17 protein-coding genes, 1 tRNA gene and 1 pseudogene are annotated in these 16,202 nt (G+C 67.6%); 5 read left to right on the forward strand and 14 right to left on the reverse strand.

What is annotated here, in order from left to right:
- The first annotated feature begins 4 nt into the window (after positions 1-4).
- On the forward strand, positions 5-1,405 hold the full coding sequence (locus ABGB01_RS29715) for an MFS transporter (protein WP_347776834.1): 1,401 nt from the start codon (positions 5-7) through the stop codon (positions 1,403-1,405).
- On the opposite strand, the pseudogene ABGB01_RS29720 reads toward ABGB01_RS29715, so the two are convergent.
- A pseudogene (locus tag ABGB01_RS29720) lies at positions 1,406-1,528 on the reverse strand (reductase); the annotation flags it as partial.
- Positions 1,529-1,795: 267 nt separating this feature from the next.
- Between ABGB01_RS29720 and ABGB01_RS29725 the strand changes: the two are divergent.
- Positions 1,796-3,160, forward strand: a complete 1,365-nt coding sequence (locus tag ABGB01_RS29725; protein WP_347776835.1) for a HAMP domain-containing sensor histidine kinase — start codon at positions 1,796-1,798, stop codon at positions 3,158-3,160.
- A 23-nt stretch (positions 3,161-3,183) separates the two neighbouring features.
- The gene (locus tag ABGB01_RS29730; RefSeq protein ID WP_347776836.1) at positions 3,184-3,489 is read left to right on the forward strand and encodes a pyrophosphatase; all 306 of its coding nucleotides are present in this window, start codon (positions 3,184-3,186) and stop codon (positions 3,487-3,489) included.
- Positions 3,490-3,756: 267 nt separating this feature from the next.
- On the opposite strand, the gene ABGB01_RS29735 is transcribed toward ABGB01_RS29730, so the two are convergent.
- A complete protein-coding gene (locus tag ABGB01_RS29735; protein ID WP_347776837.1) occupies positions 3,757-5,544 on the reverse strand; it encodes a bifunctional metallophosphatase/5'-nucleotidase in 1,788 nt (595 codons plus the stop codon).
- A 108-nt stretch (positions 5,545-5,652) separates the two neighbouring features.
- On the opposite strand from ABGB01_RS29735, the gene mshD reads away from it, so the two are divergent.
- Positions 5,653-6,579, forward strand: coding sequence for a mycothiol synthase (mshD, locus tag ABGB01_RS29740; RefSeq protein ID WP_347776838.1), 927 nt, complete (start codon positions 5,653-5,655; stop codon positions 6,577-6,579).
- A 39-nt stretch (positions 6,580-6,618) separates the two neighbouring features.
- On the opposite strand, the gene ABGB01_RS29745 is transcribed toward mshD, so the two are convergent.
- The 3 genes from ABGB01_RS29745 to dcd form a co-directional block, all read right to left on the reverse strand.
- Complete coding sequence (locus ABGB01_RS29745; RefSeq protein WP_347617010.1) at positions 6,619-7,623, reverse strand: inorganic phosphate transporter; 1,005 nt, start codon at positions 7,621-7,623, stop codon at positions 6,619-6,621.
- A 5-nt stretch (positions 7,624-7,628) separates the two neighbouring features.
- Entirely contained in the window at positions 7,629-8,246 is a 618-nt protein-coding gene (locus ABGB01_RS29750; RefSeq protein ID WP_106243913.1) for a DUF47 family protein, read from the reverse strand.
- Positions 8,247-8,497: 251 nt separating this feature from the next.
- Positions 8,498-9,073 carry a dCTP deaminase gene (gene dcd, locus ABGB01_RS29755; RefSeq protein ID WP_347649155.1) on the reverse strand — a complete coding sequence of 192 codons (576 nt, stop codon included), beginning with the start codon at positions 9,071-9,073 and terminating at the stop codon, positions 8,498-8,500.
- Between the two features lie 99 nt (positions 9,074-9,172).
- On the opposite strand from dcd, the gene ABGB01_RS29760 reads away from it, so the two are divergent.
- A tRNA-Gly gene (locus ABGB01_RS29760) sits at positions 9,173-9,243 on the forward strand.
- Between the two features lie 107 nt (positions 9,244-9,350).
- Here ABGB01_RS29760 and ABGB01_RS29765 read toward each other — a convergent pair.
- The 9 genes from ABGB01_RS29765 to ABGB01_RS29805 all read right to left on the reverse strand — a co-directional run bounded on the left by ABGB01_RS29765 (position 9,351) and on the right by ABGB01_RS29805 (position 16,102).
- A complete protein-coding gene (locus ABGB01_RS29765) occupies positions 9,351-10,694 on the reverse strand; it encodes a site-specific integrase (RefSeq protein ID WP_347776839.1) in 1,344 nt (447 codons plus the stop codon).
- Positions 10,694-10,900: a helix-turn-helix domain-containing protein gene (locus ABGB01_RS29770; protein ID WP_225271124.1), complete on the reverse strand. Its 207-nt coding sequence runs from the start codon at positions 10,898-10,900 to the stop codon at positions 10,694-10,696. The genes ABGB01_RS29765 and ABGB01_RS29770 overlap by 1 nt, the downstream gene beginning before the upstream one ends.
- Before the next feature lie 12 nt (positions 10,901-10,912).
- Entirely contained in the window at positions 10,913-12,442 is a 1,530-nt protein-coding gene (locus tag ABGB01_RS29775; RefSeq protein ID WP_347776840.1) for a replication initiator, read from the reverse strand.
- Positions 12,443-12,471: 29 nt separating this feature from the next.
- Complete coding sequence (locus tag ABGB01_RS29780) at positions 12,472-12,624, reverse strand: hypothetical protein (RefSeq protein ID WP_347776841.1); 153 nt, start codon at positions 12,622-12,624, stop codon at positions 12,472-12,474.
- Positions 12,621-14,030 (reverse strand): FtsK/SpoIIIE domain-containing protein, encoded by a 1,410-nt coding sequence (locus ABGB01_RS29785; RefSeq protein WP_347776842.1) that lies wholly within the window; start codon positions 14,028-14,030, stop codon positions 12,621-12,623. The genes ABGB01_RS29780 and ABGB01_RS29785 overlap by 4 nt, the downstream gene beginning before the upstream one ends.
- 86 nt (positions 14,031-14,116) lie before the next feature.
- Entirely contained in the window at positions 14,117-14,419 is a 303-nt protein-coding gene (locus tag ABGB01_RS29790) for a hypothetical protein (RefSeq protein WP_347776843.1), read from the reverse strand.
- Positions 14,416-14,694, reverse strand: a complete 279-nt coding sequence (locus ABGB01_RS29795) for a hypothetical protein (protein WP_347776844.1) — start codon at positions 14,692-14,694, stop codon at positions 14,416-14,418. Before ABGB01_RS29795 ends, ABGB01_RS29790 begins: the two co-directional genes overlap by 4 nt.
- Positions 14,691-15,104, reverse strand: coding sequence for a plasmid replication, integration and excision activator (locus tag ABGB01_RS29800; protein WP_132338833.1), 414 nt, complete (start codon positions 15,102-15,104; stop codon positions 14,691-14,693). Before ABGB01_RS29800 ends, ABGB01_RS29795 begins: the two co-directional genes overlap by 4 nt.
- 257 nt (positions 15,105-15,361) lie before the next feature.
- Positions 15,362-16,102 (reverse strand): GntR family transcriptional regulator, encoded by a 741-nt coding sequence (locus ABGB01_RS29805; protein WP_347776845.1) that lies wholly within the window; start codon positions 16,100-16,102, stop codon positions 15,362-15,364.
- Positions 16,103-16,202: the final 100 nt, after the last annotated feature.

Genomic DNA, 16,202 nt, shown 5'->3' on the forward strand with positions numbered 1-16,202 from the left:
CGTGATGAGGGCATTGGGAGGTGACACGCGCAAGCACGCGCTGGCCATCTGCCTGATTGCGGCGTTCATGAGCGGGCTGGACGTGAGCATCGTCAACGTGGCCGTCCCGTCGATCCGCGAAGCGCTGGACGCGTCGGAGGACGGGCTGCAGTGGACGGTGTCGGGGTACGCGCTCGCGTTCGGGCTGCTGCTGGTTCCCGCCGGGCGGCTGGGGGACGCCAGGAGCCGGCGCACGATCTTCATGACGGGCGTGGCGCTCTTCACCGCCTCCAGCGCGGCGTGCGGGCTCGCCTCGGAGATGAACGTGCTGATCGCGGCCAGGTTCGTGCAGGGTCTGGCGGCCGGCACGCTCAACCCGCAGGTGTCGGGGCTGATCCAGCAGATGTTCCGCGGGGCCGAGCGGGGGCGGGCGTTCGGGGCGCTCGGCGCCACCATCGGCGTGTCCACGGCCGCGGGGCCGCTGATCGGCGGCCTGCTCGTCGGCCTGGCCGGAGCCGACCAGGGGTGGCGGTGGGTGTTCCTGGTGAACGTGCCGATCGGGATCGTGCTGCTGCCGCTGGCCTGGCGGGCGCTGCCGGCCCGGCCGGGGACCGGGCGGCGCGAGAGCATGGACCCGGTCGGCGTGCTGCTGCTCGGCCTGGGCGTGGTGGGGCTGCTGCTGCCGTTCATCCAGCGGCACCAGTGGGAGGGGAACACGAAATGGCTGCTCATCCCCGTCGCGCTGGTGGTGCTGGCCGCCTTCGTGCTCTGGGAGCGGCGCTATCCGCGCGAGCCGCTGGTGAACCTGGCGTTGTTCGGCAAACGTTCGTACAGCCTGGGGACGGCCATCGCGCTGTTCTACTTCGCCGGCTTCACGGGCATCTTCTTCATCTTCACCCTCTATCTGCAGGTCGGGCTGCACTACAGCGCGCTGATGGCCGGGCTGGCGATCACGCCCTTCGCGCTCGGCTCGGCGTCGGCCTCGGTGGTCGGCGGGCGGCTCGTGTCGCGCGCCGGCCGGCGCGTGGTGGCGGTGGGCCTGACGATGGTGATCGCCGGGCTCTGCGCGACGATGCTGGCGACCGTGCTGGTGCCTGGGCGAGCGGTGGGCTTGGCGACGGTGCTGCCGCTGTTGCTGGCGGGCATGGGCAGCGGTCTGGTCATCTCGCCCAACCAGGCGATCACGCTGTCGGAGGTGCCGCCTGAGGGCGGGGGGAGCGCGGCGGGCGTGCTGCAGACGGGGCAGCGGCTGGGGTCGGCGATCGGGATCGCCGTGGCGGGCTCCACGTTCTTCGGCGCGCTGGGCCAGGGTTGGGCGACTGCCTTCCGCCACGGCCTGATGGCGGTGCTGGTGTCGGTCGTGATCGCCCTGGCGGCCGCCGCGTACGACCTCGTCCGCACCCGCGGGGACGCCCGCCGCCCGTGACCCCGGCGGCTCATCCGGCCAGATCGGCAGGTCGGTCCACGGCTCGATGCCCGCGGCGAGGATGCGCTCTTCGGGCGTCCAGCGCAGCTCGGCGTCGGACCCGGTCACCTTGACGCACGCTTCTTCCTCGACGACGGCCCGCCCGGCGAACTCCGTGCCGCCCAGTACGAGAAGTTTCATGGCGTTCACCCTGGCCGCCGGAGCCCGCGGGCGACAGGGGGGTCATGCTCTCGGCGGAATCGCCCTGAGCGTCTCCACTGAACCGTGCGTAACCGGATCATTGTTCGATCAATGTGTGGGAAGGGTATAGCAGCAGATCAGAGTCATTAATGGTGCGATTGCCTCATACGGGTAAATGTCACCCATGGTGACATTGGAGTTCATACGCTAGTGATACGACTGTTTCCCCGCTCGATCAGGGCGCGCCTGACCGCGATCGCGACCGCGATAGCGGCGCTGGTCCTCTTCGCCACGTCCGCCTTCATGCTCGCCACCGTCCCCAGCAGCCTGCGCGACGTCGTCCGGGACAGGGTCGAGGTGTCCGTACGCAGGGTCGCGAGCGACGCCAGAGCCGGAGATCTGTCCACGGCCCTCGCAGCCCCGCCGCGCGTGCACTTCCTGGAGGTGGTCACCTCGGAAGGCGACGTGCTCGCGGCCACCACCGGCCGCCACGTCGACCGGAAGCTCAGGGCGTTCCGGCCCTCCGAGCTCGACAAGCTCTACATCTCGGAGACGTGGGCGCCGCAGGAGCAGAATGGCGACCAGACCCACTTCCTGGTGATGTCCATGACCGTGCCGACCCGGGACGGCCCCGTCACCGTGTACGGCGCGTCGTCGCTCACCGACGTCGACCGCGCCATCACATGGTTCGAGGCCCAGACCTTCGTCGTCACCCCGCTGATCCTGGCGAGCGTCGCGGGCATCACATGGCTCGTGGTCGGATTCGCGCTGCGCCCGGTCGAGCGCATCCGCGCCAAGCTGGCCGAGATCACCGGCCAGGACCTCAGCAGGCGCGTCCCCGTGCCCGACACGGGAGACGAGATCACCGACCTGGCCACCACCACGAACGACACCCTCGACCGCCTCGAACGCTCCGCCGAGACCCAGCGGCGCTTCGTCGCCGACGCCTCGCACGAGCTGCGCAGCCCCATCGCTGCCATGCGCACCCAGCTCGAGCTGGCCAACGCCATCCCGGACGAGACCGACTGGCCCGCCACGGGAGCGCTGGCGCTGACCGCCGCCGAACGGCTCACCGGCATCATCGACGAGCTCCTGATGCTGGCCAGGCTCGACGCGGGCACGGTCGCGCCCCGCCGCGTGGTGGACGTGTGCCGCCTCTGCGTGGAGCAGGTACGCCGCCGTGAAGACTCCAGGGTGGCCATCGTCCCCGACCTCTGCGCGTCGGCCCCCGTGTACGGCTCGCCCGTGCAGATCGACCGGCTCCTGACGAACCTCCTGGACAACGCCACCCGGCACGCCGACACCAGGATCGACCTGGAGGTGGCCGTGATGGACGGCAAGGTGGTGACGACGGTGACCGACGACGGCGAGGGCATCGCCCCCGAGGACAGAGAACGGGTCTTCGAGCGGTTCACCAGGCTGGACAGCGCCAAGGCCAAGGACCAGAGCGGCAGCGGCCTCGGCCTGCCCCTGTCCAGGGAGATCGCCCTGTCCCACGGCGGCACGCTCACCATCGCCGACCATTTCCCTGGCGCCCGCTTCGTGCTCGTCCTCCCCTGCTACGAGGGCTCCTGAGCCCGCGCCCTACACTCACGGCCATGGATCTGCGCCGGCTCTCCGACGAGGTCGAGTCCGTCTCCCAGCGCTATGCGGACAAGCTGGGGATCGAACGGGACGACGTCTGGTTCCTGCTCAAACTGCAGGAGGAGGTCGGCGAGCTGACCCAGGCGTTCCTGATGCGCACGGGCCGGGCCAGGACGAAGGGGCGCACCGAGGACGAACTCGACGCGGGCTACCGGGCCGAGCTGGCCGACGTGCTCTGCCACGTGGTGCTGCTGGCCCGCCACCACGGGGTCGACCTCCAGGCGGAGATCGACCGGAAGTGGCTCGTGCACAACCCCTGACAGAGACGAGTCCGGTCCGCCGGCGTGTGAGGTTCCGGGTGACGGGCAAGAGGTCGGGCAGCCGGCGGGCCGGCGGGGCGCCGTTGCGGCGGCCGGCCCCGTGCGGGGTCAGGTCGCGTCTCCCTGGAGGCCCCCGGCCACGTGCGGCGGGTGGGTGACGTTGGCGGTGCCGTACTGGATGGGGGTTGTGGCCCGGCCATGTGCGGCGGGGTGCCGTACCGGATGGGGGTGGCCCGCCCCCTGAGAAGCGGGGGCGGGCGCGGACGGTCAGCCGGTCACGGTGATGCGGTCGGTCGCGGGCGGCGCGATCGGGTTGTCCTTGCCGAGGTGGTCGACGAAGGCGTCGATGTCCAGCGGCCCGCTCCACAGGTCGGTGCCGTCCCTGAAGGCGAGGAACGCGTCGCCGCCTCCCACCAGGAAGTTGTTGGCCGCGACCCGGATGGTCTGCGTGTCGGTCACCGGCGTCCCGTCGATCTTCATCTCGGAGATCTTCGAGCCCCAGGGCGCGCTGGTGCTGTAGGCGTAGGTGAAGTTCGCCGAGGGCTGCAGGATCTTGGTGAACGCCTGGTTGTTGGGCCCGCCGGTGAACTGCTGCTCCAGCACCGTCTTGAGCTGGGCGCCGGTCAGCGTGACGACCTGCATGAGGTTGTTGAACGGCTGCACGGTGAAGGCCTCACCGTACGTGACCGTCCCGTCGCCTTCGCCGGCCGGTGACGACACGTGCGACAGCGAGGCCCGCACCCCACCCGGGTTCATCAGCGCGATCTGCGCGTTGCCGCCGGTCCTGGTGGCGGCGAGCTGGGCGTCGGCGATGAGGTTGCCGAGGGGCGACTCGCCGGAGGGGCCGGCCGTGTTCGTGATGTCGGCGGTGATCGTGCCGACGGCCTTGTTGGCGACGGGGGCGACGCGCTCCTTCCACGTCTCCACGAACGCCGAAATTTCAGGATCTGCGGTGACTGTCCTGGTAACCACGTGGTTGTCCGCCACGATCGAGGCGCGGTCGATGTCCCGCGTCCTGGCGTTCACCTTCAGGTCCACCTGCGTGATGACCCGCCCGAACGAGCCGCCCTGCGAGAAGAGCCGGTCCTTGCCCGCCGGGTCCTTCACGGTGCACACGTACGCCTGGTGCGAGTGGCCGCTGAGCACCACGTCGATCTCCGGGTCCACCTGCGTCGCGATGCGGTTGCCCGCCCCGGGGACCGCGCTGCACGCGTCCGGCGACTGGCCCTGGTTCACCTGGTCGCCCTCGTGCACGAGCACGACCTGGGCCTTGACGCCCACGAGCTTGAGCAGCTTGGAGGCCACGTTCGCGGCCTTGACCTCGTCCGTGAACGTGAGGTTCTTGATCCCCTCGCTCGACACGATGCCTGGCGTCGTCTGCGTGACCAGGCCGATGAAGCCGATCGGCACGCCGTTCATCCATTTGACGCTCACCGGCGGCAGCGCGGGCACGCCCCAGCCAGACAGCGCCTGCCTGACCTTCGCCGCGTTCGCGCCGCCGAGCGCCGCCAGCGCGTCGGTCTTCTCGTGGCGGTTCTTGAACAGGACGTTCGCGCCGACGTAGTCGAACTTCGCGCCCTTCCACTCGCCCGCGGGCGAGCAGCCGTCGACCGGGTGGCAGCCACCCTTCATGATCCGCCGCAGCTCGGCGTAGCCCTCGTCGAACTCGTGGTTGCCGACCGCGGCGACCTTGAGCCCCAGCTTGCCCAGGAACTCGACGGACGGCTCGTCGTGGTACGCGGCCGAGATCAGCGGTGTCGCCCCGATGAGGTCGCCCTGGGCCACCGCGATCGTGTTCTTGTCGGCCAGGGCCTTCATGTGGGTCGCGACGTAGGCCGCGCCGCCGGCGTCGACCGTGTCGCCGTGCTCGTCGACCATGCGGCCGGAGGAGCCGGTCGGCGCCTCGAGGTTGCCGTGGAAGTCGTTGAGGGCGAGCAGCCGTACGGGGACCGTACGCGATGGTCTGCTCGCGTCCGCCGGAAGGGCGGCGAGCGTGACCGCTCCCGAGGCGACGGCTCCGGCCAGCGCCAGCCGGAGGAAGGAACGAGACGTCATGGCCCAAGACGTTACGGCTGTTGTCCGTGCAGCCGATGTCGCAAAGGTAACGATTTGCCGGGCCGTCCCATGGCGTTATTTGCCAGTCATAGGCCTAGAGTTCGTTCTGTGAGTGTGCGCGTGGAAGTTCGGCAAGTACTCGATGACCAGGAGATCGCCGACGTGCTCGGCCTGGTCCAGGCGGCGACGGAGACCGACGGCGTGCGGCCGCTCAACGAACACGTGATGCTCCATCTGCGTTACGGCGGCGACCCGCAGGCCCGCTCCCTGCTTCTCATGGAGGACGACACCCTGGCGGGCTACGCCCACGTCGACCCCACCGACGAGGTCGAGGGCCCCAGCGTGGAGCTCGTCGTCCACCCCGCCCACCGCCGGCGCGGCAACGGCGCGCGGCTGCTGACGTCCGTGATGGAGCTGACGGGAGGCAGGCCGCGCCTGTGGGCCCACGGAGGGCATCAGGGGGCGGGGGCGCTGGCGGCCGCGTTCGGCTTCGAACGGGTGCGCTCGCTCTGGCAGATGCGCCGCTCCCTGTTCGCCCCGCTGGATCCCCTCGCCCTGCCACCAGGCGTCACCCTGCGCACGTTCGTGCCAGGCCAGGACGAGGAGGCGTGGCTCAAGGTCAACGCCGAGGCCTTCGCCCACCACCCCGAGCAGGGCGCGTGGACGATGGACGATCTGCTGCGGCGCGAGCAGGAGCCCTGGTTCGACCCCGGGGGTTTCTTCCTGGCCTTCCACGGCGATCGGCTGGCCGGCTTCCACTGGACGAAGGTGCACGGCTCGTCCGAGCACGGCCACGAGCCCCTGGGCGAGGTGTACGTCGTCGGGGTCGACCCCTCACAGCAGGGCACCGGCCTCGGCAGGGCCCTCACCCTGGCCGGGCTGCACCACCTCCGCGCGCGCGGCCTCGCCCAGGCGATGTTGTACGTGGACGAGGCCAACACGGCGGCGATCAGGTTGTACGAGTCCCTGGGCTTCAACCGGTGGGACGTGGACGTGATGTACGCGGCTCCCGAGGCCGCCGCACAGGGTTCCTGAGACTGCTGTACGGCGGCTCCCGAGGCCGGTGTACGACGCCTACTCGATGATCGCGTGAAGGATGAAGTAGGAGACGGCCGCCACGAGCGCCGCGGCCGGGATGGTGAGGATCCACGCCGTCACGATGTTGCCCGCGACGCCCCACCGCACGGCGCTGAGCCGCTTGGTGGCCCCCACTCCCATGATCGCTGACGTGATCGTGTGCGTGGTGGAGATGGGCGCCCCGAACCCGATGGCGGCCCCGTAGAGCACGGTCGCCGCCGCCGATTCCGCGGCGAAGCCCTGGGGCGGGTCGAGCGCGATGATGCGCCGGCCCAGCGTTCGCATGATGCGCCAGCCGCCGGCGTACGTGCCCAGCGAGATCGCCCCCGCGGCGGCCAGGATGACCCACTGGGGGATCGGGTCGTCCTGCTCGGCGAAACCGCCGACGGTGAGCGCCAGGAAGATCACACCCATCGTCTTCTGCGCGTCCTGCAGCCCGTGCCCGAGCGCCATGGCGGCGGCCGAGACGGTCTGCGCGTAGCGGAAGCCGCGGTTGGTCTTGCCCGGCTGGCTGTTGCGGAAGATCCAGTAAATTGCGATCATGATCGCGGCGGCGAGGCTGAAACCGACCAGGGGCGAGAAGATCATCGGGATGACGACCTTCTCCAGGACGCCGTCCCAGTGCACCACGCTGGCCGAGGCCAGCGCCGAGCCCATCAGGCCGCCGATGAGGGCGTGGCTGGAGGAGGAGGGCAGCCCGAAATACCAGGTGATCAGGTTCCAGGCGATCGCGCCGATAAGTCCCGAGGCCACGATGACCAGACCGTGTGAACCGTCGGGCGCGTCGATGATGCCTTTGCCGACCGTCTGCGCGACCTGGGTGCCCAGGTGGGCGCCGATGAAGTTCATGGCTGCCGCCATGAACAGCGCGGCCCTGGGGGTGAGGGCCCGGGTCGAGACGGAGGTCGCGATGGCGTTCGCCGCGTCGTGGAACCCGTTGGTGTAGTCGAAGGCCAGTGCGATGACGACCACGCCGATGACGAGGCCGAGCGTGAGGTCCACCGGGCTTAGCTTTCCTTGACCGCGATCGACTCGACGGTGTTGGCCACGTGCTCGAAGGCGTCGGCGGCCTCTTCGAGGGCGTCGACGACCTCCTTCATCTTCATGACCGTGAGGGCGTCGTACTCGCCGCTGAACAGCTTGGCCAGCAACCTCCGATAGACCTGGTCACCCTGGTTCTCCAGGCGGTTGACCTCGATCCAGTATTCGTTGAGGTTCTTCATCGAACGCAGCCGCGGCATGGCCTCCGCGGTCAGCTCCGCGGCCCGCTCCAGCACCTCGACCTGCCTGACGACGTCTTTGGGCAGATGGTCGATCTGGTACAGCACGATGAGGTCGGAGGCCGCCTCCATGGCGTCCATCACGTCATCGAGGTTGGAGGCGAGCCGGTAGATGTCCTCCCGGTCGAAGGGGGTGATGAAGCTCTCGTTGAGCCGGTTCATGATCGCGTGAGTGCGTTCATCGCCGGCGTGCTCGCAGGCGCGCATCTTCTCGGCCAGGGCCTCCCTGTCCGATCCGTCGCTGATGATCTCTACCAGTAGCCGGGATGCGGTGACCAGATTGTTCGCCGAGTCGGCGAACAGGTCGTAGTAGCTGTCCTCACGAGGCGTGAGACGCAGGCGCACGTCGTTCTCCAGATGTGCGGGGATGGTCCGTGGAAGAGGGTACGGGTAGCCAGGCGAAATACGAACTTCATGTCCCCTTCGCCTAATGGCTACCCGGAGCAGGTTGTACGACACCGGAAACCCCGGTAGTTTGGGCGCTTTTTGCAGCTCTAGCTGACCTTAAACGGCCCGTCCGGATCGCCTCGACCCGGGGTGCCCCCACATCGCGTACCGACATGTTCCCCGACTGTTCACCTGATGTTCACCTTTGATCAGATCTTCGTCCGATGGAAGTTACGGAACGACCGTGAGGGCGTGGGCCCCCGCTGCCCCTGATAGCGCGACCCGTACTTGTCGGACCCGTACGGATGCTCGGCAGGAGAGCTGAGCCTGAACACGCACAACTGCCCGATCTTCATCCCCGGCCACAACTTGATCGGCAACGTCGCCACGTTCGACAACTCCAACGTCACATGCCCGCTGAACCCCGGATCGATGAACCCCGCCGTCGAATGCGTCAGCAACCCCAGCCGGCCGAGCGAACTCTTGCCCTCCAGCCGCGACGCCAGATCATCGGGCAGCGTGATCATCTCGTACGTGGACGCCAGCACGAACTCCCCAGGATGCAAGATGAACGGCTCGTCCCCGGCCGGCTCCACCATCCGCGTAAGATCCGGCTGCTCCACGGACGGGTCGATGTGAGGGTAACGATGGTTCTCGAACACCCGGAAGAACCGGTCAAGCCGCACATCGATGCTGGACGGCTGGATCATGTCCTGGTCGAAAGGATCGAGGACGAGCCGGCCGGCGTCGATCTCGGCGAGGATGTCACGGTCGGATAGCAGCACGCAGAGCAACCTACCGCCCGAGGTGAAAGTCCGGGGTGCGGGGATTGCTGATCCGGGGCAAGTTTCCGCTACAGTGGGGGACGCGACTTCGGGTCGTACGCGGGTGTAGTTCAATGGCAGAACATCAGCTTCCCAAGCTGACAGCGCGGGTTCGATTCCCGTCACCCGCTCTCAGACTGAAAGCCCAGGTAGACCGATGGATTCGGTACCTGGGCTTCGTTGTTTTCTAGAGCTGTTGATCTCCGCGTGCCATTAGCGTGCCATTAGGGCTCGTGGGTCATCCGGCGGGAACCAGCAGGTCGGGCGGGTCGTCGTCGTCATCGTCGCGTGCCCGTTCGTGCCCGATCAGGTGCTTGTCGATGGCTTCGATGATCAGTTTGTCGGCTCCCCGTACGGCGTGCTGGTAGATCATCGCGGCCTGGACGTTGTCGTGTCCCATGCGTGCCATGAGGTCCTTGAGCCCCGCTCCTGAGTCCGCCGCGATCATGTTTCCCGTGTGACGGAGATCATGGAAGTGCAGCCCCGGAACACCGATCGCTTTCACCGCCTCGACCCATCCCGAGAGCTTGTTGAACCCGCTCCGGCGCATCGGACCGCCCTTGACCCCGGTGAAGATCAGCGCTCCCACGTCAGGCTTCACGTAGAGCCGCAGGTGTTCCTTCAGGGCCGGGATGATGGCCTGCGGAATGCCGACGATGCGCTTGCCCGCTTTGGACTTGGGCGGACCAAGGACCAGCTCGCCAGTGGAGCGTTCCACATAGGCCAGGCGAACGCGGACCGTACTTGCGTCGAGGTCGAGGTCCGCTCGGGTCAGCGCGGTGATCTCGCCCCATCGCAGGCTCGCGAAGGTGGCCAGGAGCACGAAAGCCCTGTACCGCCGATCATGCGTGCAGTCGGCCTGGCCGGTGTCGATCATCCGCCACAGCGCCCGCTCGGCTTCTGCCCGCGTCGGGAAGACCTCCGGGTAAGTCCGCATCTCGCCATGCCGCTGGAACCGGATACGGTGCCCCTCACCTCTCTTGAGCCCGCGAATGCTGCCTAGCGGGCGGCGCCCGACCTTGTCAGCCAGCTCGAAGACCTGCCCCACGGAGAGGACCGGTCGCTCTTCGGCGTGCTCGTCGCCGGCCCCGCGGATCCGGCACGGGTTGCGGGAGATGATCCGGTCGTCCTCGGCCGCCGTCATGAGCACGGCGCGGAGGAGTCGGTACGCCTTGGCCGCCATGCTGACCGAGACGCCCTTACCGAGCAGGTCCGCCCGCCACTGCCGGATCATCGCCGTGGAGAGCTTGCCGAGTGAGACGTTGCCGAGATACGGCGTGATGTGCTTCTTGAGCAGCCAGCGATAGAGATCGATCGTCCTCGGCCGGAGCCCGGGGCGCTGGTCGATCCAGGTTGCCGAATACTCCGCGAGCCTGACCTTGGCCCGCTCGGGGTCGGTCCACGTTCCGGCAAGAATCTTCCCCTCGATCAGGGTCAGCGCCCGGTCGGCGTCGCCCTTGCGCTCGTAGGTGTCCTCACCTGTCCTGATCCGCCCGTCCGGTCCGGGATAGCGGATCTGGAATCGCCCCGAGGGCAGCTTACGGATGTTGCCGAAACGACGGTGGTTGTCCTTGTTCGCCATCAGGCGGCCCTCCCGGTTGCGTCGAAGGTCGTCATGGGCGCGACGGTCCCGGCGACGACGAAGGCGATCAGTGCGGACTCTCGGATGCGCACGTGCCGCCCGACCTTCACGAACTCGATCCGGCGTTCGGCGATCAGTCGGCGGACGAAGCGAACCGAGGTGCTGAGCAGTTCGGCCGCTTCCGGGACGGTGAACAGTTGGTCCAAGATCTCCTCCTCTCAGGCTGCCTGCGGAGTTGCCGAAAGTTCTTCCAGCCGTCTCAGGTGAGCGCGCCATCGTTGGCGTTCGGCGATGGATCGAAGGAGCCGGACGCCGATCGGCGAGACGTCGGGATCGCCCGGTCTGACCGGCTGCCAGACGGAGCGGTGCGGGTCGGTGGGCTCGTCGACCTGGCCGAGCGCTTCCAGGACCCACGTACGGCGGTCCTGCTTGTGTTCGGCGAGGGTCTTGTTGCTCCACTTGCGGGAGACCAGGACCCGGCGACCCGCGTAACCGAGGTGTTCGGGCTTGTGGGCCTTGGATCGGCAGCAGCCGGGAACCATCCCGGGCTTGGCGTTCTTGGGCTGCACGCCGTACCGGAGCCAGTTCGGGCAGGTCGGCGAGCACGGCTCGTAGCGCAGGGCATCGACGAAGCGGGCCGCGTGATCATGCTGGGCCTGACCGTCCAAGCTCTCGCCGAGGCTCTTCGTCAGGTACTTGGACAGGTACCGGATGCACTGGTCGGCGTCCGGCGACCCGGCGAGCACACCTTTCACGTCCACCTGATCGCCGAAGCGGATCACGTGCATGGGCTCGTCGCCGAGCTGGTCGAGGGCTTCGTCCCAGGTGGGCAGGACCTCGCCCGTGTCAGGGTCCACGTAGCCGTCGTTCCAGATGGGCAGGCGGTCACCCTCGAAGCGGGCTTCGTCCGCCTGAGGCCACCAGACCTGGTGATACGTCGCCGCCGCGATCTGCTTCATCTCGGCGCGCGGAAGGGTGCCCCGGACGGCCATGTGCAGATGCGGAGCGAGCCGCTTCTGAGGTTCCACCGTGGCGAAGTACTGCACGTCGTAGCCAGCGACGCGGCGAAGGTTCTGCACGAACCGGTCCACGAGCTTGGAGAAATGCAGCGCGTCACGAGCTGCCCGAACGTAGTCATACGTGTCCGGATCCATGGGAGCGCCGTTCATGACCTTGCCGTAGCTCGGCAGGGTGAGCGTGACGAACAGAGAAGGCCGGTAGGTCCTGCCGTCCGCCGCCTCGAAGGTCCGACCCAGAGTCGTGCTGGCCATCTTCCGCTTGGGCAGGTCGGGCGCATCCTGGCGGCGCCTGGTCGAGCGGACCCGCTTGGATCCCGTACGGCCCAGCACGTTTCCGCGCATCCCGGCCTCGTTGATCTCGATGTCGAGCCCGGTGAGCACGGCATCCAAGTCGGAGGTGTCACCGCCGGCCTTTTCCTCCTCGTCGCGCTTGGCCTGCATGTCGGCCCGGAACTCGACGAGCCAGCGCTGCCCATCGGTCGCCTCGTCGGGCGTGATGATCGGCTCCTCGTCGAGGTGCCACCCCTCCCGGCACTGCGCCATCCGGAGTTGCCGGTTGCGCTTGGCGCACGGAGGACATTTGCTCTCCAGTGGTGAGCCGCACGGAACATCGACGACCTCGGACTTGCCGGTCGTCATGTCGAGCCGCCTGAGCGCAACGGGCCGGATGCAGACGCCGTGAAGCTTGGCGATCTCCTCGGCCACGTCGCGGGCGAGTGGTTGAGCCATGCGGACAACGCGCGGAGTCTTGCGGTCGCTCAACGGACCTCCTCTCCGATCTCGGGGAACGTGAGCGCGGTCTGTCCGCACTCGGAGCACTCGACCAGGCCACGCATCGGGTCGAGCCACAGGGCATTCAGCGCGCCGCACGAAGCGCAACGGAGGCCGTCGAGGAAGTGAGCCAGTGTCATCGGACCTCACCGACCATCGCGCGGATGTCGTCGTCGCAGACGTACGCGGCGCGGACGCGAATCGGATCGGGACTGGCCTCCAGCCGCACGTATCCGACGCCAGCGCCGCGTTCCGGACGAGGAGAGATGCGGTCGGCCAGCGCGCCGCGATCTCGTGCGCCGTCACCGAGCACCATGTCCACCTGCTCCGACTCGTCGAGCCGGAGGGCGATCTTGTCCGGGAAGAGGTTGCGGATGTTCATGACCTCCTTGCGAGGGTCCTGGAGAGCCGCCAGGACGCCCACGCCGACCGCGCGTCCCTGAGTGGTCAGCGTGGCCAGAGCAGCGGAGATGCGCTGCCTGAGCTGCCTGTCGGACTGGTAGGCGGTAAGGAACGCCACCTCGTCGACCACGACCAGGACGAAGGGGTCGTCGAGAGTAGGTGTGTGGGACCGCTGAACCCCGGCGAAGCGAGCCGCACGCTTCTGCATGACGCTCACCGCCTCGTCAAGCAGGTCAGCGCAGTCGGCGGGATCGGCCGCGTACCGACCGCCGAAGAGAGCCTTGCCGTACGACAGCTCCATCAGCTTCGGATCGAGCGCCCAGATCTCGACCAGGCCCGCGTGCATCGCAGGTATGAGCCCACGAATCGCCGACCAGATGATGGAGCCCTTGCCTGCCCCTGTGGCCCCGGCGACGAGGACATGAGTCCCATGCAGCCGGAGGAGCCATGGCGAGCCGTCCTCCTGCCTGCCGATCTCGACCGGCCTGACCGTTGGTGTGTCCGGGATGGGAAGCGCGGCCATCGGCGTGGAAAGCGGATCGTGACGTGGAAAGGTCAGCACGAGCTGACCGGCCTTGGCCACCGCCACCCGGCAACTCTCCGACCCGAAGCCGTGGGACAGGTTCTCGATCCTGTCGGACCAGTCCTTGGCCGCCTGACCGTCGAGCATGCGGACGGTGAGCCGGTCGGCCCAGGAGTTCGAGGTCACCTTGACCAGCCGCGGAACGTACTCCCGTCCGCGTATGTGCCGAGCAAGCCCGGCGACGGTCATGACCGGTTGCCAGTGCCGCCGGTAGATCCAGAACCAGCGCGCGAAGGCGAGCAGTCGCCAGCCGATCCATCGCATGAATGTCGGCCGGTCGAGGACCGCCCAGGCGCCCAAGGCGACGAGAGCCGGAACGACGAGCAGCAGCGCAGCGCGCCAGCCGTACACCAGGCAGAGACCGGCGGGAACCGCGATCGCCGCCAGAGCGATGGGGTGCCGCCCGGTCAGCCGGAAAAGGCCTGCCACGAACCGGGCGATGAAGATGACCAGAGTGATGATGGCCGGGGTCTGCACCACGGCTGGTTTGAAGACCACAGCCGTGTCGGGCGTGGTCGAGACGATGCGGTGCGGCTCGTCGCCGGGCATCCTCTTGAACATTAGGGTGAAGTCCTTCCATGCATGTCGCGTGTGCGGAAGACCGAGGGGCCGCCGGAAGTTGCCGCTTCCTGCGGCCCCGCTGAGCATCAGGCCGCCTCGCCGTCGGTGGCCTTGTGTGACTCGCCGGAGTGCAGTCGCTCGCAGTCGGCGAGGTACCGGGCGGCGGCGTTGAAGATCGTGCGAGCAACGGTCAGGTCGTCGTCGGTCACCGGCCCCGAGGTCGAGACGGTCACTGAGGCGTCCGAGGTGTCGAGGTCGAAGCAGGGTCTGCCGATCTCCCCGAGCCAGGCACGCGCTTGCAGATCCGCCGAGCAGAAGGCGACAGTGAACCGCGACCGCTGACCGGGACCCATGGAGACGGTGACGTAGGTGTACGGGCTGAGCGTCATCGACCCGCCATCCCAAGCCCGTTCGGCAGGCCGTGGAACATGCGCTCCACCGCTCCGGCGAACATGGCGGCCTCTCGCGCCAGAGTCCGAGCGAACTCGACGTCGTCGAGGGTGACGTGATCGTTGGCCGAGGTGGTGACGAGCACCTGCGTGCCGCCGAAGACCAGTCCCAGGACCGGTGAGCGCTGTGGATACGGATGGTTCCGCACGTCAGCGCCCTGACCGACCTTGAGCGCGATCGTGCTGACCGGACGCGCCTTCCGCCGCCCCATCACGCCGCGTCCTTGGCAGGAGCGTTCGTCTTACCGGCCGGACGAGGAGCCCGCATCTCACGGACCTTGATCGAGTAGGCCAGCCTTCCGGCCTGGTTGACGTACGGCGTTGCGGTCATGTGGTCGAACTCGACCGGCGTGAACGGCAGCCCGGCCATCGGAGCCGGAGGAACCGGCTGCACCGGGCTGAGGATCTTGACGGAGACGGTCTTTTGAGCCGCCTTGAGCGTGGGGTCGGCGTCCATGACGCTGACCTGCCAGACGAGCTCTCCACTCTGCTTGTCGCGGGTCTGGACGAAGCGCCCGTTGGTCGAGGCGTCGAAGTCCTTGACGGGCTCGACCTCGCCCACGATGTAGCAGCCGTGCGGGAAGACCATGTCGAACGTGACGGGGATGGGACCTTGCAGTGCCATGAGGCTTGCTCCTAGCTTGTCGTCTTGTCGCTAACTCGTCTTGTCGAGTTGTCATGAAGGTACCCGCAGCTCAGGGACTTGACAACACGAGTTAGCGGGATTTCTTCAAGATCTTTATAGAGCTAGGAGAAATGCGCACATAAGCCACGTGGCCAACCGGATCAATTCATGACATAGCAAGGAAAGCAGTAATGCGGAGAATGTCCCGGCTTAGGCCGAGTGTTGCGAAATGGGGGAGCTGTGGGGCAGGTTCTGAATCAGAGCGAGTAGGAGTCTTCCAACTCGTGAAGATCGCCCGGCAGCACTAGATCCACGACAAGCACGGGCCGTCCGCCGCCGTTGAACACGCTGGCCAGCACTCCGAGAACCGGCGCGCTCTTGCGTATCTCCATGAGCTTGGCTTCGTCCGTCGAGGGGTGCCGAGCGCTCAGCCGTTCGACGACGTGTTGGAGCTTGAGACCCTTGCTCTCTCGGAGATGTTCTCTGATGCCGGCGTGGAGAGGCTCCGCCTCGCCGAGCTGCGTTCCCTCGGCCTGATGCACCGGACACCACACGGTGAACAGGTCTGTCGGACGCTCGTCATCGTGGAAGAGAACACGGCGCCGTACGACCGTGGATCCCTCCGGCACGTCCAGCAGTTTGGCGACTGCCGCAGAGGCCGCCACGGGTCCGGCGTCGATGACCGTGCTGCTCTCGTCGGCTTCCACGCGATCCAGGACGGCCCGTCCCAGACGGGGATTCTGGTTGGATGCGCCCGGTGGGGCCGCCTTCACGAAGGAGCCCTTGCCATGCTCCCGCTCGATGACGCCGCGGAGCTGGAGAACCTGGAGGGCGCGTACGACCGTTGGACGGCTCACCTTGAAGTCTCGAACAAGCTGCGTCTCAGAGGGCAGCAGAGAGCCGGCCGGATAGGTCCCGTCCGCGATCTTCTGCCTGATCGTCTGCACGATCTGGGCGTACTTCGGTGGCGCGAACTCTTCAGAGGACATGACGACCATCCAACAACTCGACTTGTCGTAAAGCCTAGTTGGAGTTGGACAGCCTGTCTTCCCCTCTGTCATAGGAAGCGTACGGACTGGTGGAGGGACTGTCCGACTG

The sequence above is a fragment of the Nonomuraea sp. B5E05 genome (assembly GCF_039880665.1).
Lineage (GTDB): Bacteria > Actinomycetota > Actinomycetes > Streptosporangiales > Streptosporangiaceae > Nonomuraea.